This window comes from Paenibacillus sp. NAIST15-1 (assembly GCF_001894745.1).
GTDB lineage: Bacteria > Bacillota > Bacilli > Paenibacillales > Paenibacillaceae > Paenibacillus_B > Paenibacillus_B suaedae.
The window spans coordinates 1-20469 of the sequence record NZ_BBYF01000007.1 but is presented as its reverse complement, the minus strand read 5'-3'; the positions used below and the strand labels follow the sequence as shown (position 1 = coordinate 20469).

General features: G+C 45.6%; 28 protein-coding genes and 2 pseudogenes. 3 read left to right on the top strand and 27 right to left on the bottom strand.

Going from position 1 to position 20469, the window contains the following annotated elements; translation table 11 throughout:
- Positions 1–32 precede the first annotated feature (32 nt).
- Positions 33–971 (bottom strand): DMT family transporter, encoded by a 939-nt coding sequence (locus tag PBN151_RS16415; RefSeq protein WP_072729860.1) that lies wholly within the window; start codon positions 969–971, stop codon positions 33–35.
- A 136-nt stretch (positions 972–1107) separates the two neighbouring features.
- On the opposite strand from PBN151_RS16415, the gene PBN151_RS16410 reads away from it, so the two are divergent.
- On the top strand, positions 1108–2469 hold the full coding sequence (locus PBN151_RS16410) for an aminotransferase-like domain-containing protein (protein WP_072729859.1): 1362 nt from the start codon (positions 1108–1110) through the stop codon (positions 2467–2469).
- A gap of 104 nt (positions 2470–2573) precedes the next feature.
- On the opposite strand, the gene PBN151_RS16405 is transcribed toward PBN151_RS16410, so the two are convergent.
- The 18 genes from PBN151_RS16405 to PBN151_RS16325 all read right to left on the bottom strand — a co-directional run bounded on the left by PBN151_RS16405 (position 2574) and on the right by PBN151_RS16325 (position 12273).
- The gene (locus PBN151_RS16405; RefSeq protein ID WP_072729858.1) at positions 2574–2993 is read right to left on the bottom strand and encodes a VOC family protein; all 420 of its coding nucleotides are present in this window, start codon (positions 2991–2993) and stop codon (positions 2574–2576) included.
- A gap of 249 nt (positions 2994–3242) precedes the next feature.
- Positions 3243–3788, bottom strand: a complete 546-nt coding sequence (locus PBN151_RS16400; protein ID WP_072729857.1) for an NUDIX hydrolase — start codon at positions 3786–3788, stop codon at positions 3243–3245.
- Between the two features lie 54 nt (positions 3789–3842).
- Positions 3843–4253: a hypothetical protein gene (locus PBN151_RS16395; RefSeq protein WP_072729856.1), complete on the bottom strand. Its 411-nt coding sequence runs from the start codon at positions 4251–4253 to the stop codon at positions 3843–3845.
- Between the two features lie 54 nt (positions 4254–4307).
- Positions 4308–4826, bottom strand: a complete 519-nt coding sequence (locus tag PBN151_RS16390) for a DUF6886 family protein (RefSeq protein ID WP_072729855.1) — start codon at positions 4824–4826, stop codon at positions 4308–4310.
- A 127-nt stretch (positions 4827–4953) separates the two neighbouring features.
- On the bottom strand, positions 4954–5193 hold the full coding sequence (locus PBN151_RS16385; RefSeq protein ID WP_265332108.1) for an HAD family hydrolase: 240 nt from the start codon (positions 5191–5193) through the stop codon (positions 4954–4956).
- Positions 5194–5212: 19 nt separating this feature from the next.
- The gene (locus tag PBN151_RS31980) at positions 5213–5350 is read right to left on the bottom strand and encodes a hypothetical protein (RefSeq protein ID WP_227774796.1); all 138 of its coding nucleotides are present in this window, start codon (positions 5348–5350) and stop codon (positions 5213–5215) included.
- A 4-nt stretch (positions 5351–5354) separates the two neighbouring features.
- Positions 5355–5888 (bottom strand): hypothetical protein, encoded by a 534-nt coding sequence (locus tag PBN151_RS16380; RefSeq protein ID WP_072729853.1) that lies wholly within the window; start codon positions 5886–5888, stop codon positions 5355–5357.
- 34 nt (positions 5889–5922) lie between these two features.
- Entirely contained in the window at positions 5923–6378 is a 456-nt protein-coding gene (locus PBN151_RS16375) for an NUDIX hydrolase (RefSeq protein WP_072729852.1), read from the bottom strand.
- A gap of 161 nt (positions 6379–6539) precedes the next feature.
- Positions 6540–7094, bottom strand: coding sequence for a GNAT family N-acetyltransferase (locus PBN151_RS16370; protein ID WP_072729851.1), 555 nt, complete (start codon positions 7092–7094; stop codon positions 6540–6542).
- Between the two features lie 44 nt (positions 7095–7138).
- A complete protein-coding gene (locus PBN151_RS16365) occupies positions 7139–7411 on the bottom strand; it encodes a GNAT family N-acetyltransferase (protein ID WP_072729850.1) in 273 nt (90 codons plus the stop codon).
- Between the two features lie 42 nt (positions 7412–7453).
- Positions 7454–7804 (bottom strand): hypothetical protein, encoded by a 351-nt coding sequence (locus tag PBN151_RS16360; protein WP_028531551.1) that lies wholly within the window; start codon positions 7802–7804, stop codon positions 7454–7456.
- A 205-nt stretch (positions 7805–8009) separates the two neighbouring features.
- The gene (locus tag PBN151_RS16355) at positions 8010–8213 is read right to left on the bottom strand and encodes a DUF4177 domain-containing protein (protein WP_028531552.1); all 204 of its coding nucleotides are present in this window, start codon (positions 8211–8213) and stop codon (positions 8010–8012) included.
- Positions 8214–8270: 57 nt separating this feature from the next.
- Positions 8271–8849 (bottom strand): GNAT family N-acetyltransferase, encoded by a 579-nt coding sequence (locus PBN151_RS16350; RefSeq protein WP_072729849.1) that lies wholly within the window; start codon positions 8847–8849, stop codon positions 8271–8273.
- Between the two features lie 15 nt (positions 8850–8864).
- Complete coding sequence (locus PBN151_RS16345; RefSeq protein ID WP_083545178.1) at positions 8865–9452, bottom strand: hypothetical protein; 588 nt, start codon at positions 9450–9452, stop codon at positions 8865–8867.
- Positions 9453–9656, bottom strand: a complete 204-nt coding sequence (locus PBN151_RS32530; RefSeq protein ID WP_072729848.1) for a DUF6199 family natural product biosynthesis protein — start codon at positions 9654–9656, stop codon at positions 9453–9455.
- Positions 9657–9700: 44 nt separating this feature from the next.
- On the bottom strand, positions 9701–10339 hold the full coding sequence (locus PBN151_RS16335) for a histidine phosphatase family protein (protein ID WP_072729847.1): 639 nt from the start codon (positions 10337–10339) through the stop codon (positions 9701–9703).
- A gap of 182 nt (positions 10340–10521) precedes the next feature.
- Positions 10522–10995 (bottom strand): Rrf2 family transcriptional regulator, encoded by a 474-nt coding sequence (locus PBN151_RS16330; RefSeq protein ID WP_072729846.1) that lies wholly within the window; start codon positions 10993–10995, stop codon positions 10522–10524.
- A gap of 159 nt (positions 10996–11154) precedes the next feature.
- Positions 11155–12273: a M24 family metallopeptidase gene (locus PBN151_RS16325; RefSeq protein WP_175560734.1), complete on the bottom strand. Its 1119-nt coding sequence runs from the start codon at positions 12271–12273 to the stop codon at positions 11155–11157.
- A 150-nt stretch (positions 12274–12423) separates the two neighbouring features.
- Between PBN151_RS16325 and PBN151_RS16320 the strand changes: the two genes are divergently transcribed.
- Positions 12424–13200 carry a threonine/serine exporter family protein gene (locus PBN151_RS16320; protein WP_072729845.1) on the top strand — a complete coding sequence of 259 codons (777 nt, stop codon included), beginning with the start codon at positions 12424–12426 and terminating at the stop codon, positions 13198–13200.
- Between the two features lie 23 nt (positions 13201–13223).
- On the top strand, positions 13224–13676 hold the full coding sequence (locus PBN151_RS16315; RefSeq protein WP_072729844.1) for a threonine/serine exporter family protein: 453 nt from the start codon (positions 13224–13226) through the stop codon (positions 13674–13676).
- Positions 13677–13699: 23 nt separating this feature from the next.
- On the opposite strand, the pseudogene PBN151_RS16310 reads toward PBN151_RS16315, so the two are convergent.
- The 8 genes and pseudogenes from PBN151_RS16310 to PBN151_RS16275 all read right to left on the bottom strand — a co-directional run bounded on the left by PBN151_RS16310 (position 13700) and on the right by PBN151_RS16275 (position 20083).
- Positions 13700–14255, bottom strand: a pseudogene (locus PBN151_RS16310) (AAC(3) family N-acetyltransferase).
- A gap of 131 nt (positions 14256–14386) precedes the next feature.
- Complete coding sequence (locus PBN151_RS16305) at positions 14387–15253, bottom strand: GNAT family N-acetyltransferase (RefSeq protein ID WP_227774743.1); 867 nt, start codon at positions 15251–15253, stop codon at positions 14387–14389.
- 132 nt (positions 15254–15385) lie between these two features.
- Entirely contained in the window at positions 15386–16864 is a 1479-nt protein-coding gene (locus PBN151_RS16300) for an amidase family protein (protein ID WP_072729842.1), read from the bottom strand.
- Positions 16865–16955: 91 nt separating this feature from the next.
- Positions 16956–17135 carry a hypothetical protein gene (locus PBN151_RS16295; protein WP_065290549.1) on the bottom strand — a complete coding sequence of 60 codons (180 nt, stop codon included), beginning with the start codon at positions 17133–17135 and terminating at the stop codon, positions 16956–16958.
- Positions 17136–17227: 92 nt separating this feature from the next.
- Positions 17228–17908, bottom strand: a complete 681-nt coding sequence (locus tag PBN151_RS16290) for a carboxylesterase family protein (protein WP_072729841.1) — start codon at positions 17906–17908, stop codon at positions 17228–17230.
- A gap of 46 nt (positions 17909–17954) precedes the next feature.
- A complete protein-coding gene (locus PBN151_RS16285) occupies positions 17955–18776 on the bottom strand; it encodes a GNAT family N-acetyltransferase (protein WP_072729840.1) in 822 nt (273 codons plus the stop codon).
- Between the two features lie 37 nt (positions 18777–18813).
- Complete coding sequence (locus PBN151_RS16280) at positions 18814–19320, bottom strand: GNAT family N-acetyltransferase (RefSeq protein WP_139295362.1); 507 nt, start codon at positions 19318–19320, stop codon at positions 18814–18816.
- Positions 19321–19568: 248 nt separating this feature from the next.
- Positions 19569–20083, bottom strand: a pseudogene (locus PBN151_RS16275) (GrpB family protein).
- Positions 20084–20469: the final 386 nt, after the last annotated feature.

Genomic DNA, 20469 nt, shown 5'->3' with positions numbered 1-20469 from the left:
GCTTTTCTTACACACTTCACAAATTCACTATCTCACGCCTGCTTCTTCATGTTGCTTGTACGTTGACGTTGACGAAGCGGGATATTGACGCCCAACACGCCGATTATGATGAGCCCAGCGCCAACGATATGATAGTACTGCAAGCTTTCGTTCAAGATCATGACACCTGCTCCCATCGTCACAACCGTCCCTAATTGCGTAAATACGCTTACCTTCACAGCCTCCAGCTTCGATAATGCATAGTTCGTCAAGTATGCGGTCATCAGAGAAGATAACACGCCCAAGTAGAGAATGGAGACTACGAACATCGGATCGAATAGCGGCTGCATCACATTCCATGTCGTTCCTTCCGCAATATGCTGGAAGATCGCCATCGCATTAAAGAGCACGAATCCGAAGCAGGTCATAATAAAGGTTACATCCATCACTCCATATTTGCGTGTTCTCTTGCGTGCAGCAACGTTGTATCCCGCTAAGGAGAGCACAGACAGGAAGACGAGCAAGATGCCTAATAAACTTGTATTTCCAACGTTAACGCCTTTCATCGCAAAGATATAAATAAGTCCTGAGACCGACAGAAGCAGAGCAATTTTTTGCTGCCATGTGGAATGTTCCTTCAGCCAATACGATGCGAATATCATCGTGAATATCGGTACAGCCGCCTGAATAATCCCAGCCTCCGAAGCAGATACGGTGACGAGACCGAATGTTTGAAAGGCAAAAAACAATCCGGGGTAGAGAACCGCCAGCGGGACAATCGTCGCAACATCCTTCCATCGTAGGTTCAGCTTTACTCTTCCGAACAGAATCAAGATCATGATAGCCGCAAAGGATGCCGTAAATCGATAGGCAAGCATGTCTAGCGAGTTTACGCTTTGCAGCGCTATTTTTACAAAAACAAAGGAAAATCCAATAATCAGTGTATTTAGGATGGCGGCGATATACGCTTTTTTTACAGCTGAATGATTCATGATCGATTCCTCTCTTCCTTGCTTGCAAGCAATTGATTACTGAAGGCCCTACAACCATGTTAATTGCTGCAGCACTATGCTACAATCAAGAAAATTAGCATCTGTACCGGTACAGATTCGAGGTGAATGGAGATCGATGTATAAATTCGAGCAGGTCATTCAGAATTTAGAGCGCAATCTGGAGAAGCACACCTTGAACGACGGGGATAAACTTCCTTCCATTCGCGAGCTTGCCATTCAATATGGGGTCAACAAGAGCACGATCATTCGGGCACTGCATGATTTGGAAGAAAGACATCTCATCTATTCGGTGGCGAAGAGCGGCTATTACGTTGTTCGGGCACGAAATCAAGCAGATTTCAAGAAGCAGGAAATTATCGATTTTGTCTCCGCCGCGCCTGACCCTGGCGTGTTCCCATACTTGGATTTCCAGCACTGTATCAACAAAGCGATCGATACCTACAAAAATGATCTATTCATCTATGGGACCTCTCAAGGGCTGCCATCGCTGCTTGCACTCATGCAGCGGCATCTCGCCAATTATCAGGTGTTTACACAGCTGTCCAACATCTTCATTGTATCAGGGGTGCAGCAAGCCCTCTCCATACTTTGTACCATGCCTTTTCCGAACCAAAATAGGATGATTCTTATTGAACAGCCTTGTTATCATCTGCTGGTTGAACATCTGCAAACGCATCAACTTCCTGTAATGGGCATTCGCCGAACGGAGCAAGGCATCGATATGGACGAGCTAGAACGAATATTCCGTACGGAGGACATTAAGTTTTTTTATACGATACCAAGATTCCATAATCCGCTTGGCTCTTCCTACCGTACCGAAGAAAGGAAGCGAATCGCTGCCCTCGCACACAAATACGACGTCTATATCGTCGAGGATGATTATTTGGCCGATTTGGAACACAATCCGAAGTCCGATCCACTATATGCGTACGATCAATCTGGGCATGTCATTTACTTGAAGAGCTACTCGAAGATTATTTTTCCAGGGCTCCGCATTGGGGTGGCTGTGATTCCAGATGCACTAATCCAGACGTTCAATCGGTATAAACGAACACAGGATATTGACAGTTCCATGCTATCGCAGGGAGCGCTCGAAATCTACTTGAAGAGCGGCATGTTCGAGCATCATCGCGAGAAAATACGCACCTCGTATGCCAGAAGGTCGCAGCTCATGCAGGCAGTATTGCGAGATATCTCCCTTCAGCAGCATGAACATTTCGCAATCCCAAGCGCTTCATCCCATCTAACGGTGCATACCCATCTGGAACTGCATGACAGACTGCCTGTGCAGCGGCTTATTTCTGATGCACAAAAGAAATCGATTCATCTCGAATCGATCGACAAGCATTACTTAGCTTCGTTCCCGGCTAGCAATTTGTTGAAAATCAATGTGACGAATGTGCCTGAGGATCGCATCGAGCTTGGGCTGCGTCAGCTCATAGAGATAGTGAGCACTATTCAGTTCAACAAAGGATAGCCTGAACCAAGATCCCCTACGAAGCGAAAAGGAGCGGCTCTCCTTAAGGTCAATTACTGACCATTAAAGATCCCGCTCCTCTTCCTTTCTCATGCAAATGCAAATTATGTATTCGCCAGATTCAATTGCCACGATACACCGAACTTGTCCTGTACCCAAGCAAATTTGGCGCTCCAAGACGAGGCTTCAAGCGGCATCAGCACTTGTCCTTCCTCAGACAGCTCCCGAAATACTCGATCAATTTCTTCTTCCGAATCGCATGTCACGAACAAGGATATAGCCGGCGTAAACTCATGGCGATGCTGCTTGTCCAAGTTATCAATGCACATGAACACCTGTCCTTTCAACGAGAACACGGCGTGCAGCACCTTATCCTTATCTCCTTCGTCCAGTTTTGGCATTGCATCTCCATGTCGCACAATGCTTATCACCTCAGAAGGTTGAAATACGGAAGTATAGCGCTTGATTGCCTCTTCAGCATTGCCGAAAAACATCAGAAACGGATTGATATTTGATGCGTTCACGCAAGTTCATCTCCTTTTAGCATTTATCCCCTTCTACTAATATTCTCGACTGCTGTCATACACATACCAAGCATCATGAACGGCATCTTTTAAAAAAACTCGACTGCATGGAACAAGTTCGTAAGACCGATTCTTGAGATAAAAAAAATAGCCAATGACACCCTAAATGCAGTGCCCTTTGGCTTTATAATCTCGTAACGCCCCCGTGTTTAGCAGTTAGGTATTAACGTTTCACATTTCAATTATTGATTATGAGGAATGGACCATAACAGCATATTTCTGCAAATACGCCTCCCGCTGTACCTCATCCCGTTCCAACGTGGAATCTATCTGTGTTGCAGTAATGTCCAGCAGCTTCCCTTTTTCAAATATGCAGTGATAATCGTAGCAGTACATATCGCTTCTCATGCCTTGAAGAACTTGGGACATATTAGAGGCGACTCCTTGATTATGAACATCCATAATCCAATCTACTCGTTTCCAATCCAAGATGCCCTCGTCTGTCTTAATCGGCGTATTGTATGTAAAGCTCTTCTCCACACTTGCTGCGTACAAATACATGCCGCCAAACCTCGTCCCGTCCACCCTCCAACTGACGATGCCCTTGAATGTCAAATCCGTGGGCGTTATTCCCGTTTCTTCTTTCAATTCACGTTCCATCGATTCACGAGGAGACTCCCCTGCTTCCAGCTTGCCGCCGATGCCATTCCAGCACCCCATCCAGCTCGGTTTCTCCCGATTAAGCAGCAGTACCTCGTTCCCGCGTTGAATATAACAGATATTGTAGATTAGCATATGATGTCTCTCCTGATGTTTTGTAATAGTGGAAAAGATAGTTTGGGCTGTCATCTACTGTCGAAACAACCTGATTTGCGTTCGAAGCTGCACGAGCATGATTCCAGTTATCGTTCCAAAAACAAGGCTGATAAGCGACAGCGGCAACCCGACAAAAAGTATCAGCATGCCTATTGCCGGATCATCTTCAGGGGCATTCACAACGTTAAGATTGATAATCGGTTGGAGTCCAACCATCCATACGATAATCCAAACGATATAAGCAACTGATGAGATTAGAAACTGCCTCCATTGTCCCTTTGACACGAGCATGGTAACTGACGCTGTGATTGCCGTTAATATAATAAATCCATACATAAGTACGGAACTGAGCGAATTCTCGTCAGCTCCAACCATAAATCTGATGTATTGAAGACTTGCGACAACATGTAGTAAGGCTGGCAGCGTGCGCAACAACCATTTCATCTGACCGCCCCCCATCATAACATAGCCTTATGTATCAGGAGCATATCCTGTACGTTATTCAGCGGCTAATGGCTTCGCATGTTGAAATCGAATAATCGAAAAAGCATCCACCGTAGACGCAAGCACTGCATTGTAAATGGGATGCAAATTCGGTGTAAACCGCAATTCTACCCCAGTTCGCACGATGTGCTTAATGAGATTGGTCATCGGCTCGATCTGAATGGGCTTCACCGTTTGTTGCGAAATATAGTATCCAGCATTCGCATCTAGTAACTGAAAAGTGGAATCTTCAAACGTATATTTATAGATCGTTGTATTGCTTATCTGCTCGAGCCAGTCATTCTCAACCACTATTATTTTGTTTGCCACTGTGTGACCAAAGAATCTCGCTTCATCTTCCGTACTCATCATATCCGATTTTGCATAAATGACCCTTGGACAATCTCGGGGCAAATAATAATGAACCGCATTCTCCTCATTTATCGCCCATACTGCCGGCGGAATATGCGATTGTTTTGCTGGACGCGGTATAAATGTGGAAATGGTTGAATCTTCACTAAAATGGTATAGCATCGCGGATCTCCTTCACATATTCTTGTTGTCTTCGTACTGTCTTGAATCTCATGTCTCCTCTATCATTCAAATCATATCTACTGTCTACCATGATATGATTTCTCCAAATCAGTTTCCAGCTACAATTCTATAAAAATAATTTGAGATCCAACAGATCTCGAATCATCGCATCCGCCTCTGCAGGTATCTCATAATACTTGTCTTCCTTCCAGATTGCAGTCATTCCAATTGCACGGCTTGCCCTCACGTCATTGTCCGGATGATCGCCGACGTAAATCGCTTCTTCTGCTCGAACAGACAGTTTATACAATGCACGATGGAAGATAGCTGGATCTGGCTTGCGTAGCCCTTCCCACTCGGAAATCAAGATACAGTCAAAATAGGCTTCAATGCAATTGATCCTCAAGAAAAGATAGCAATGAGCTCTCTCGATCCAATAACGTACCATCCAAATCGAAGATAACAGCCTTCACACCGACACCTCCCGACTCGTACACCCGCTCATTGTAAACAACAACTATCACTCACTTATGAGAATGTGGTATGATTGTTCACTTCCAACTCAATTATTTCAACATGCTCCTCACCATAACTATCTGACCAACGCAATTTGACATAACTGCCAGCGAAGTCATCCTTCGTCATGGCCCGCTCGAACTCCGTAGGCTCGCTTTGAGTGGAGCCCAAGTGATCCAATTCCGATAATAGTTGCACACTGCCGTTCGTAGCTACCATTCCACTCGTAAGAACTCCCTCTTCGCGTTCCCCATGCTTTTCGTAATATTCAATATAAAACGATGAGGAATCCTTAATATCCTTGGTGTCACCCAAGTAAGTCAATGATGCAGATCCTCTTCGTATCGAATTCGATGTTCGCATCACCTGATAATGACGAAGCTTCCAGTGCTCTGACTGCCCTCTTAACTCGAACACATCCAACGCAGGCTGCACAACTGTCCCATTTTCTTTCTTTTTCTCTGTCATAAGGCATCCTATCGTGATCAAGTTTGTAATAAGCAAGATAAGCGCTATCCCCCATGCTACTTTAGAATGACGCATCATGCTCAACCTCCTTGCTTCCGATTGTCATCTTCAATTACCACTTCTGAATATATCCCGCCTTGCGCAAATACTTCTCATTGAATGGATTCAACTCTGGAATCGGTTCATCAAGAGCGAAATACTTCACTTCCAAACCCTCATGATCATTCACGACAGGTGTTCCCGTTACATCCAAAGCTTCATACACAGCCATTACATTATAGACTTCATCACCGTGCGGGTATTGGAAGTACATATCCGATCCAGACAACAGTGTAACAAATTTCATTCCTCCTGCACGAAGTCCCGTTTCCTCATAAAGCTCGCGATGCGCCGCTTCCTCCATCGATTCCCCTAATTCCATTGCGCCGCCTATCGTTCCCCAATCCAGAGTATCCGCCCGCTTTTGAAGCAATAAGTGGCCTGCTTCATTAAATACGAGTACACAGGCACCTACTAAAAGCAATGGCTTCGTACCTACAACTTTCCGCAATTCCGATATATATCCCATGTCTTTCATATCTCCTTAATGAACGCTTTGTTGTTAGGCAGAATGCTGAATATGAATATTAATCCCAAAATTAGGCATAATCATTATCCTAAAAACAGGAACCGATGTACATACAAAAAAAAGCCATGCTTCCTTCGTTAAGATAAGCTGGCTATTCTGGTCTACTTTGCATTTATGTAGTAGATGAGATGATCTGTCCACGCGTCATTTTCATATATAAATCCTTTTCGAATACACTCAAACTTCATTCCAACCCCTTCTGCACATTTGATTGAAGGAGTATTATCAAGGTTAATATGCGCCTCAATGCGATGATAATTAAGTTTTTCAAACGCAAAAGTAATTGCTGCAGCTACAGCCTCATTTCCATAACCCCTTCTCCAATATTGATTATGAATCATATAACCTAATCTGGCCCATTGAAAATCATCCCGCAATAGCGTAGAAAAATCGATGGCCCCTACATGGGCGTTGTCTTCTTTTCGAAAGATGCCGAAAAAATATAGTTTATCTTCGACAGCCAATTTTTGATGATTGTCTATCTCGAGTTGAAACCATTCTTCGGTGTATCTGCTCATCTCAACGGTGCCTTCATCATATTTGTGCTGTGCAGGCAGCCTATTTTCATATCCAGCTAGCCATGCGAAGTAGTCTTCTCCCTCAAGCGGTCTAATCACAAGCCGTTCAGACTGTATACGGTTAGAGAACTTGTTCAACCAAACACCTCATCTTCAACTGAGATTTATTATGATAAAGATCGCTATTTCTTCACGGCATACAGATAATGAAGCATATCTCCGATCTGATATGGCTTGACGAATTCTTTTATAACAGCCATCCCTAGATCCCATAATCCAAAGCCATACTCTTGATAGTGCGCGTTCTGCCGATCCAACCATGCTTGTACATCAGCATCCTCAAACTTGCGATCATAGGCATACATGACCTCTTTATCCTGCAGAATCTCGCATAAATCTGGATAATCTGCCTGGTTCATCTGCCGCAATTGCAGCCGCTCTGTTTCTAGTATCATCTCTGCCTCCCCTTAATGCTTCATTAGGATACAATAACGAACCTACGCCCTTATTGCGATTTCGATCAGTTCCTGTTCAATACGACGAGCATCATCAAGATGGAACATATGAGCGGATTTATCCATCCAGATCAACCGTTTGCCAGCAGGAGCCTCCAACTTCGCGCAAAACGTTTCTACAAACTGCCCATGCACATGAACATCATGTCTGCCACGACAAGATACACCTGGCAACGGCAGACCAGGACCACCATGAAGCATAAGCAGGATAGGAAGACCTTCTCTTATCGATTGAACCAATATGTATTGTTCGATTCCACCGATCTGAACCTTCTCAATCTTATTGATGCCAGTATGAGGAATGTTGAACTCTCGTTTAGCTAACCATTTCATAGAGCTCCCCCTTGCAATCAGTGCGTTCCACGCAAACGGTACCAATAGCGATATGCCTCTTTGTACTGAAGCTTCTGATAGAGATGCAAGGCAGGCGCATTGTTCTGTACGATGAGAATATAGTTGCGAGATACCCCTAAGCCCAGTCGCGGTTTTATGAGAATCCAGGACTGGGCCAACTTTCATCAAATTCCTTATATGTACCTTACAAATAGACTTTGCGCTTGAATACAGCAATGATATCTCTGGACTGACCATGGGTGGTGCTCGTGTCGAAACAGGACACTAACTCCCATCCTTCGTAGCCGGCTTCATTCAGCATTTGCTCGAAGCCATCTTCATCGACCTTGCCGCCCAGAAATCCTCCTGTCTTATATTTGATCGTACGATATTCCCACTTCGTATCCAACTTATCATCTCCCAAGATAGCCAAAATAACTGTTCTCGTAAATTATATCACGATACTTCAGACAGATGATGACGCTCCTGCTGAAACGCCATGTCTCTCCCGAAATTCTCGCGCTAGTATACTCATCATAATAGAGTCGTGGTATTCATGATTGTAGTAAAGTGCTTCTCTCTGAATCCCCTCTTGTACAAACCCAATCTTCTCGTAGGCTCGGACTGCCCTTGCATTGTATGAAAATACAACCAATTCAATTCGATTGAGGTTCAGCATACCGAAGCCGTAATCCAACATAAGAATCATTGCTTCCGAACCGTACCCTTGCCCGCAGTCCTCTTCAGAGAATATCGCGATACGAATATGACCGCTCCGATTCGATGGATCCATATCCATAATCGCAATTTCTCCAATCGGCCGCTCATCCTCCTGCAGCGCGATAACGAACTGTGCCCGTTCACGGTCAGATGCAATTGTATCCAAATAGTTTCGCAGTACTTCTCTGGAAAACAACTTTTTCGTACCCGTCAATCGGTTAGACTCCTGTTGGAGTAATGCCTCATAGTACCAATCTATGTCGTCACCAGTAAATGGACGTAAGTATATTCTTTTTCCTGCTATCCCTTTGCGTGAATTGCTCATTTTACGTCACCCTCTTCAGTATATTTGGAAAAGAAAAATAGTTATGTAGCCGTTCTTTGCTTTTCGAACTTCCAGTTCATTTTCGACCCTTTGCCGCAGCGCCTTTTCATTCAGCCCTTGCTGCACAAATTGAAACCGCGTGCCTATTCTCCGCTGTACACGGTCTATGACTTGCCCAGAATGATAGGCTGTATGTTCAACGAGATGATAGAGGTCATACATAGAATGATTCTTGGAATGAGATTGATCGATCGCCGCACCTAAAGCCTCAAAGGATTCGGTTACCCGGGCAATCAACTCCAGCTTGCTCATAGGCTCATTCGGAAAATGCGTTTCGATGCCCTGATCGAAGCGGCGATCAGGGTTCGAGAGCCGCATCGTATTGCGGTCGACGTGCGCGATGATATGCAGCACAATGCTGCCAATACAATTTTCACCCTCTGACTCCTGATCCCACAGCATTTCAGGTGAAATGCATTGAAGACATGACAACAGCTTTACTTGATAGTGGGAAACCAGTCGATGTTTGGATATCAACAGAAACTCATCTAACTGTCTATCATCCACCATATCTCCGCCCCCATTGCCAGCTTCAAAAGCCACTCAGACAATCATCCTGTAGATAAATAATACTAGGCCTACGGCCATGATGATAAACCCGCTTATCTTGGTAAGTATGATGTAGTCATCACTGGGCCCAGTTCCTCCATCTACGGTCCACCCATGCTTCATCTCCCATCCGAACTTAGGAAAGAAGAAGCTGACAGCTCCTGCAATAATAATAACAACAGCGAGGAAAACAGTCATAAGCAGCACGTCCTCCGCTTCACTTATTTGCCTTCATTTCGACCTTACTCTTGGAAAGAAGCCTGATAGTGACTTGTATCTCCATGCTGAACAATTACAGCTTGTGGTTCACCAGCAATAATCTCTATCTGACTGAGACTAGTTGGCTGAATGTGTGGTGGCTCCCAGAGTTGATCTGGAAGTCTGTGCTCAAAGTAAGCCATCAGCGTCTTCACGACAACCGTATGTGTCACGATCAGAATCGACTTGCCTTCGTTGTCCGCAATCATGGACTGTAAATACGGCAGCACTCGATGACGAAGCTCTTCGAATGTCTCTCCGTTCACGCTCTTATATTCGGTCGGCTCATACCAAAATGCCTCGAACTGATCTGGATAGGCTCGCTGCAATTCATCTGCAAGCTGTCCTTCCCAGTCTCCCATATGAATTTCCTTCAACGCATCCGTACTAATAATCGGGATATCACGCTCCCCGCGAATGAGCCGTGCAGTCATATCCGTTCTGCCGCTGCTGCTGGCATAGATGCAATCAATCGCTGTATCCTTCATCGCTTCACCCAACCATTGTGCCTGCCTAACCCCAAGCGCCGTCAACGGGGAGTCCATATGCCCCTGCATGCGCCGCTCCACATTCCATTCGGTTTGGCCGTGGCGGACAATATATAATGTCGTCTTCTTGCTCATCACTATCACTCCTATTCGCGAGCCGTTACTCGTTCGAAATCATTTCTGCACATACAACACAACCCGATCTGAGATACGGATGATCCTGGATCGGGCTTATCACGAGTAAATGCTGTTCCATTATTATACATACGAATTTCGATATTAGAAGTTACAAAATCGAGTATTATCCGATAACCACGCTATGCCCTGCGATATGCATTCCAATCGAATTGCTGCAAGTCTTCTACTTGGAACGTTTCTCTAAGCAGTACGCCCAGCGAATAATGGCTTAATTCCTCTCGATAACGACGTTCCGCATTGGTGAAGGCTTGGGTCATTATTGTCTCACCGACCGCGACAGCACGCTGATCCGAAAAGATCTGATGAACCAAATCCGTCGTTTTTAAAAATGGCTTGGTGCCCTCTATCGCCTCAAACACATCGAGCAGCCGAATGTCGTCCGCATCCTTCGCGAGTTGAAAGCCACCGTTCTTCCCTGAGGTCGATGTAATCAATTTTTGTACGACCAGCATTCTCATAATCTTTTTCAAAAAAGACGGCGACACATCCAATCGATCGCTGATCGTATCGCTCGTGACTGCATCTCCATGATGCTGAGTAGCCAGCATCACCAAAATGCAAATCGCCTGCTCTACCCCACTCTTAATTTGCATCCTTATCTCCTTCTACTTGCTGTTCCCGCAATATAATTGCACTAGCATGTGCGTCCCTACTTCCATTATAGGTATTTTCGAATCCGACACAAATAAAAAAGAGCATGGATACCTGCTAAGTACCCATGCTTCGCATTCCTCTATCCGAAATTATCAATGTTAGAATATAAGTTCACCCAATTCGATCGGAGCCCGCGTCAGCAATTCATAACCATCCTTCGTTATGAGAACCGTATCAGAATGCCGGAAGCCTCCAACGCCTTCCACATAGATCCCCGGTTCAATCGAAATCACCATATTTTCTGTAAGCACCTCATCGCTGCCTTCCGCCACAAATGGCGCCTCATGATTGCTTAACCCAATTCCATGTCCCGTCCGATGCAGCAAATTGCCGATAAGTCCATATTGCGCCAAGTAATTCCGCGCCGCCAAATCAACTTCCTTCGCGTTTACGCCCGGCTTCAATACACTCAGCGCCGCTTTGCGGGCATTCATCATATGTTGGAACAACTCGGTTTCTTCTTTCGTCGGATTTCCTAAGAAGAAGGTGCGCTCGCATTCCGAGGCATACCCATTAATTCGGTAATAGGTCATCGCCACATTCGGGCCATCCCCAACCTTTTTGTATATATCCGGCACCCCATGCGGCATGGCACTTTCAGGAGCAGGCCACACGACGGCTAAAAGGTTCGTGTTAAGCGGATCCAATTGTTTTGTTTTAATCAACTCTACCTGCGGAATTTGTGCCAGGGCGGACATTTCCAGTACCATCGTTTCTCTCGACGCCTTCTTGAAAATGTCGAGCATCGTACGATCCGCTATATTTGCACAAAAGCGAATGCGCTCCATTTCGTAATCGCTCTTGATCTGCCGGTCGGCTGCGACGAAGTGACATAGCTCTACATGGCCCCCTTGAATGCGGATATAATGCTCAGCCAGAATGTTCGCCTCTACACCAATGTGCTGGAATTTATGTAATACACTGCTTAGCCGTTCAAACCAATTCTCACCGGCAGGTGATGGATAATCCCAATAAGACACAGTATCTGTGTCCAATATCCCTTTTTGGACATGTGCCTCTTCCAATTTAGGCACGACCAAGGTTGGCTTGCTATCAAGTGAAATGACGATAAAAAATGGCCGTTCTTCGGGACTGTACGTAATATTCGTGTAGTACCAAATATCCTCCTGTGACGATACGACATATGCATCATAGCCCTTCACTTCCATCTTTGCTTTCAATTTGGCAATACGCGTTTCCAACTCCTGCTTCAACATCCTGATACCACCCTTCCGCATGATGTAATAAAAATTTCGATTTATTCATCTACTTTTTTTATCTATTATAGATTATAATTATCCACAAATAGTTTTGCAACTGCTCTTTTCATTCAGTAGCGGTCTATAAAGAAAGGTGGCTCCCCATTCATGAATATCGGCTCGTTGGCGCGTGATAAGGATTACCTCTTGGAGACAGTGCTCTTTGCAGGAAAGTTGCTTCTGGAGAACGGAGCGGAAACAAGCCGGGTTGAGGATACGATGGAGCGGATGATTCGCCACGCCATCGGAGATTCCCGTCCAACTAGCGATTACACCTACGTAACCGTCAATGGCATTTTCGTGAAGCTGAATTCGGGCGGTTCTCAATTTCAGAGAATCGATAAGCGGCAGTATGACTTGAATAAAATATGCGGCATCAATCAGATATCTCGGGATTTTGCTGCTGGCCGCATTAGTCTTCAAGACATGCGGCATCGTCTATTCGCAATTGAAAGGGATGTGTGCAAGCTGAAGCTGTGGCACAAGTTCATATGCACAGCCTGCTTGAGTGGAAGCATCATTCTCCTATTTGGAGGATCATTCGTGGATGTGCCAGCAGCCATATTCGCAGGTCTCGTTGCCTATTTCATGCATTCATGGCTGACACGAGCATTGCATGCGCCCTTCCTGCCTGAATACGGTGCCGCCTTGCTTGGCGGTGTGGCAGGCTATATAGCTTTTACTTATAGAGGGGTGCATCTTGATCTCATCATGATGGGGGCGGTTGCTCCGCTCGTACCGGGCATCGCTATCACGAACGCGATTCGCGATATGATGGCCAGACATTATATTTCTGGCATGATCGTGGCAATCGAAGCGTTGTTTACCGCTAGCGCGCTCGGCGCCGGCATTGCAAGTGCATATTATCTATTCTTCGGTAAATAGACAAAGAAAGAAGGGGCTTGACGATGAGAGATATCGCCATTCACATGATATTCAGCTTCCTCGCTGCTGTATCGTTCGGGGTTCTATGCAATGTGCCGAAGCGTTCGGTTATTGCGGGAGGACTGATAGGCACGATCGGCTGGATCACTTATATCCAGCTCATTTCCCGAGGATTCGGTGTTTTTCTATCCAGCTTCACGTCTGCGTTTTTACTGGCTTTTGCTGCGTGGGCTGCAGCCAGCAAGTTCCGCTTGCCAGTTACGGTATATATCGTACCTGGAATAGTGCCGATCGTGCCCGGCATTACATTCTATGAGGCGCTTCGAGGACTAATTGCCGGCAGCGACTCCTTCTCAGGCTCCGGAATTGTGCAAGTTGTATTCGGAGCAGCGGGTATTGCTTGCGGTATCGCAATTGCAAATGTTCTATATCGTTCTATAGCTAGATTCATCTTGCGTCATTACCAACATCGATAGGTACAAAGAGGTGCTGCGTGCGTTCAGCGTCGATTTCTCTCCATCCACTGAACAGCATAATCAACAAGCTCTCGGACAGGCATTAGCAATGCGTCTGCATTTGCTATTTTCCCGCTGCGCACATAACCAGTACCACGGGCAAAGTCAGCCCCAGCTTCTCAAAGTCATCGGTATCGAAGTCCACATCTTGATAGGCTACCCATGATTTCACACCGTCTACAATCATAGGAGACTTCAACACCATCATCTGCTTGCTCGCGTATTCAGCACGATACTCAGCCAAATGGATAGACGTATTATTGCCATGCCCAACGCCCAGCAGCAAGACCCAACCGTTTAGCTCGTACAGTTTCGCTATCGGAGACTGTTCACCCAGACTGTAATCGAGACTGTGATTCGCAATGATCCAATCCTTGTTCGCTCCCCACGAAGCAAAGGAGGGCATTGCCATGTCGATGGATCTGATAAATCCACTGTGTGCGTTGGCATGACCAGAGTTCCCTGCTCACTTAGCTGTTCTTCGAGCGCCAGTATGACAGCTGATGCGCCGCCCGCTACCCAGCTTCCTAATGATTTCATAGAGGAGTGCAGAATAAGGTTCATCCCCGGCTGCACGCCCAGAGCCTCAAAATCTTTCGTTAATGTGTCAACCGTAAATAGTTCCCCGCTCATGACTTCCATTTCAAATCCCACCTTATTTGAGTTACTCTCTATCTGCTCGTCCATGTTGTTCGTACGTAACCCATCTTCATTCCTACCCGCTCCATATTACGATGGCTTGGTGATAGAAATGCGCACTGGCTAACGGCCAACCGGCAGCCAAGCTTTGCTGCTTCTGCGATTCTATGTTTCAACAGCCAGCTCTGCAATCCGAGCCTACGATATTCCGGTAAGGTCGCCGCAAATGTCAAGGAGGCAATACTGTTGTGCATATGCATGACCCCTGCAGCGGCAGGCTGCTGATCAACATAAGCGACATAGAACTTCCAGCCCGGACGATGATATAAAATTCGATTATTCATCGCGACATGCGGGATTCCGCTGTCCGGTAATCCAGTTCCCTTGCAATGAATCGTGGCATACATTTCGAAATCGTCTTCTTGCAGCTCAGCTACGCGAATGCGCTGATCATCCACCCACTTTTCTTCAAACGCCTTCGGCTCTATCCCGTAATACATGGATGTATGATGACCAGAGGGATACATGCCGCGCTCCGACAACCGCTTCAGAAATGGAGCGTCCACCATCCCGGGCACAATTTCGAACTGCGGCTTCCCTCCACGATCCGTGAAGAACTTCATCATATCTTCGATTCGGTCTATATCCGCTCCTCTGCATCCTTTTATCGTGTTGAAGGACGGCCAAGGCATTCCAGCACTAAAGTAGCACGCAACTTCCCCAATTCGCTCCAGTTCTACAGCCTCGGGATTGCCCGGTTTCTGCTGAATCGCAAGCATGCGATCCCACATGTAATTGATTTCGGATTGTTCGATCTCATTGATTAGCTCTTCGGATGCGATGCCGCTTTCCATTTCCAATCCACCTCTAACTCTAGTAGGTATCGTAATACTATTCATACAGTTTCGAGACTGTAGAGCAGGATCAATATTCCAGCTATTTTGCTCATAATAGATGGTGTAGATACAATATGTATCACTCGCGATGAATAAATATACAGCTCCTTGTCCTCTACAGAAGGGATATCCCCATTATTTTTCTAACTGAGGAGCAACCCGATGCTTCGTCGCCTGCTCATAACCATAGGCCAGTCTCAGCAAAGTCGGTTCCGCATAAGCCCTTCCGACAAAGGTAACTCCTTGCGGCCCTTTCGTCGTATAGCCCCCAGGTGCTATAATCCCAGACTCGGCATATCCCGCCGGGATGGTGATGGATGGATACCCGGCTCGAGCAGCCAGATCAGCGCCATGCTCATTGCCTAGGAAGAACAGTGCATCCAATTCATGCTTACTCAAGACTTCGTCGATGCCTTTGCGAGCCATCTCCTGATTGCGATTGAGGCTAGCATGGTATTCTGGCTCCGTTAGCGTTCCACTTGTCTCTTCTGCCCATAGGAGCACATTTTGACCGTATTTCAAGGCAATGTCAGCATGCGCTTCGTTGTACGCAATAACGTCTTTTAGAGAATGAACGGGCATCGTAATGTCCAATCTACCTAGATAGTCATTCAGCGCTTTTTTGAATTCATATCGAAGTACATTGGAATCCCATTTCACATGCTCACAAGACAGCTCTACCGGATCAATGATGGTTGCACCCTTGCTTCTCAGCACCTCGATGGCAGACTCCATAATCGCAAGCCTCGCTTCATCCAAGTCCTGATAATAAAATCTTGGAATCCCTATTCGCGCCTGCCCGATGAAGCTCTCATCTAAAAATGGTGTATAGTCGCGATATGATCGAGACTTACTCGTCTGCGTACATGCATCTGTCTCGTCGACCCCCGTTATCGCACCCAGCACTATGGCTGCATCTCTTACGGTTCGCCCCATCGGCCCAGCCGTATCCTGACTCATCGTAATCGGAATAATTCCGCTGCGGCTGACGAGCCCTAATGTCGGCTTAATTCCCACGATACCATTTTGACTGGATGGAGAAATAATCGAACCTGACGTCTCCGTTCCAATTGCAGCAGCTGTTAAATTCGCCGCTACCGCAACAGCCGAACCGGAGCTCGACCCGCCAACAAATAATTCGCCTGGCCCGTATGGATTAAGCGTTAGCCCACCTCGTGAACTGTAGCCCGCCCACATTGTGCTTGACATAAAATTTGCCCATTCGGTCATATTTGCCTTCCCAAGAATGATCGCGCCCGCCTCACGCAGACGTGCTGCTACGTAAGAATCTTCTGGTGCGGTCCATTCCGCCAGTGCGATCGAACCTGCACTTGTGTGCAGCTTGTCCTGTGTATCGATATTATCCTTCAATACAATGGGGATGCCATGAAGCATCCCACGACATCCCCGTTCTTGCCGTTCCTTATCAAGTTCACGTGCAATTGCAACCGCATCCGGATTTACTTCTAAAATGGAACGAAGCTCCGAATCAACCTTACGGATACGTTCCAAATAGACGTTAACCAGCTCTTCCGCGGTCAGTTCTCCCGCATTCATTGCCGCCTGCATACTTGATATATCTGCTTCGATAATCCATGTAGATAATGATTCCATGTTCGATTCAACAACCTTCTCTGTCGTGTAATTTTCTATATCTATCATTCTTGTTCTAACGATCTACTGTGTGAATAAATGATTCATTCTTCTATGCAGAGCCTGCACCAATAAACTGAATGACTCCGATTCCGAATGTAACAAGGAAAATAACGATGACTGCAATGATTACATACTTGAACCCTCGAATAAACCTCTGATTTCTCTCAAGCTGCTTCTCTACCTCCGTTAGGCGCTGTTCAAGGTCTTGCAGATTTACTTCCTTTGACATGTCTTCGTTCCTCCTAATGAAGATAATCTATTGGAATAAACCGGATAGGCAGCTGGTAAAGATCATGGATGCTCGTTCAACGACTTAACTTATTACTCATTCGCTTCGCTTGATGAAGCCGGCTTGGAATGGCTTAGAAGCCATTGATATAGCTCTGGATTTTGATAGGTCTCCGTCCATGCATCATGATTGGCATTCGGATAGATGGTTAGCTTGGCATTGCCGCCTGCTGCGTTCGCCGCATCCACCATTTCGTTCGATTTTTTAACAGGTATTACATCGTCTTTCTCGCCATGGAATGCCCAGATGGCTGTATGTTTGAGCTGTGCCGCCTTTTGTGGGTTCCCCCCGCCACAGATCGGCGCAATCGCTGCAAACTTATTTGGGTAATCCGCAGCCAAGTTCCATGTTCCATAGCCTCCCATACTTAGACCAGTTGCATAGATCTTGCTTTCATCAATACGATAGGTTTCGCATACGTCATCCAGCAAAGCGATAATCGCATCGCGTTCGATTTCCCATAATGATTCTTCCGGGCATTGTGGAGAGACGATAACAAAAGGGAGTTTCTCTCCCTTCTCAGCCAACTTCGGCGGACCATGCCGTTTCACTAATTCGATGTCGTTTCCTCTTTCTCCAGCCCCGTGCAAAAAGAGCAGCAATGGCCATTTCACCGTAGGATCCTCTCCATACTGGTCAGGCACAAATAATAGATAATTGATATGTACCTGCTTCGTAATCTCACGTTGCAATTGATATGATAATTGCGTCATTCATCAATCAGCCTCCTGGTTTACATAATAGAAAGTACGTTCCCTACTACAGCTTATATTGATATCCCTTGTAGCTCATTTCTCTCTGGAACCCTATTCGCTCTGCAATTGCACTCGACGGCTTATTCGATGCTGTACAGTCCCAGCACATCGATTGTCCTTGGGAAAACAAATGCTCCGCATACGCACGAACTGCAATCTGCGCAAGCTTGCGTCCACGATATTGTTCTATCGTGTCAATTCCTAGCGCATGAATATGACGGTATCGGAAGCCGGTCATGCACAAGCTTGCGACGGTCTCATTGTGCATCACACAAAAACCACCGCCTTCTTGTAGAAACTGCTCCGTAGATTCCCAGAAGTCCTGAACCCTTGATTCGAGAAAAGAATGATTCCAAATACTTTTATTTTGCAGCAGTTCGTCGGTAACTTGAACCACCCTATAATCACCGTCAGGCAATTGGATTGCATCTTGCTTGTAATCCGGCAACATTAGCGAATATACATATGATGTCCATGAGGACAACTCTCGATCGGCAAATATGTGCTCAATCGCTGGCTTCCAACTTGGATGAGTGCCGATGCATTCTGCCCACTCCAACCCTAATTCCAAGGCTTCTTCACGTAACACTTCATCCATATAGACTCTTATGTCCCTATTGAAGGACTCATTACTAGCGTCACCAACAAATAAAAAACCGTCTAAATTGCCCTGCCACACCATAGCGGATCGCGGCGATTCCGGGTGATCGACAAATATTCTGCCGGGGTTGTTGCCTGCAACGATTGCCTTCGGCTCCAGCATCGTGGTGCAATTCACAAGATCCGTACATGTATAAAATTGATCGCGCTCAAGCTCAACTATCATATGTATCTCGCTCTTTTCGTTTTAGTTGATAGGTGTGTTAACGAATTCTTTTCTCTAAGCAATAAAACGGAACATCCGAATGTGGGAAAATAACCTTGCCTCTTATTTCATAGTGTAAATGTTGATAGAATGATAAAGCCCTTTCATTTTTGGAATAGCAATCTAATCGAATGCTAGATAGAGAATGGTTGCCTGCATACCACTCTGCAAAGCCCATTAATTTCGTTGCTATCCCTAGTCCCTGCAATTCCGGATCAACCCCAAGGCGATAAACAACAAGACACTCCGCATCCTGACCAGACTGCCATTGAATCGTCTCATACTCGGTAGGCTGACTGCTGTGCAAGGTAATGACTCCACAAATCAAATCATCCTTAAAATAGGCATACATTGACCCACTGGCTATACTTTGTTCTACCACTTCCACGTTGGGATAATGTTCATCCCATTGATCGATTCCTTGAGCAATCATATGTGCTGTGCACTGTGAGAAGAGCTTCATGATGTGTGGTAACTCCAACTTTTCAGCTAAACGAATGGTCACTACATATCCTACTCCCTATTGGTTTTATACGATATTTTACAAAGGAATAACCTTTTCTTCCCTACGCAACAATTCCTGTTTTTTGATTTTTCCTTTCTATTACACTCCCGCTCATTCTGCACAAATTCTTCCTTCGTTAAGCCAAATAGAATCACATCCATTTACCGTCCATCGATATACCTTCAATATACCGCTTAAAGTGGAAGATTGCTTGTGAAAGAACAATATAAATAAAACTTTACCCAACCTTAATCCAGATTCACATTTTCCCTACGCGCCATGTTGATGATGCCTTGTATGAAATCAGCCTTCCCCGCTGTGTATTGAACGCGATCATGCGGAAATTGTGCAGCTAAAGCATGCTTAAGCTGCATATACTGCTCCGGTGCATCCGTAAATAATTGCGGAATCGAATATTGTCCTTCCAATTATCCCCATTATACAGATAGACATGCAGATGTTCTGTGCCCGCTCTCCACTGTCCCCTGCGAAAAAACAATCGTTCAGGGAAATCTGGCTTATTCACATATTCATAACCAATCTCCAGCAATCGTTCGATGTGCTTCGCCTTCATATCTTCTAATTCCCGTACACCAAGCATCATATCAATGACTGGCTTGGCACTGAGCCCTGGCACCGACGTGCTGCCGATATGCTCAACCGCCAAACCTATGTCCGCGACGGCTTCCATAATCTTGTCTCGTTCTTCTTCATACCTTCTTATCCATTCAGGGTTATATGAATCAATAATGACCTGTTCCATATTCGCACCTCATCCTGTCAAAACTTCAAAAGCATTTTTTCGAACCAGCTTCCTGAAAGATCACACTCTACAGGGCAGATATTAGTGACAACCGCGTCAGATCAGTATCCTGTTCATGATTGCCCCTTCATAATTATAAATCCATATCCCACTTCATTCCAAATTGATCTACTAATATTGTCAAATATAATTTGATTCGTATGTAACAGTGTATTCATTATGTTGCTAATCTATTGAGAAAAAAGAGTATTAGACGGGAAACTTTGATTATTAGTGTCATACACCATATAGCTCGATTTTCGTTCTGTTTTTTATAAGTTCCCCCTTTCTTGCAGTAAAAGGGGGTGTCCCAAAAGTCTAAAAAGATTTGGGACGCCCCCTTGTTT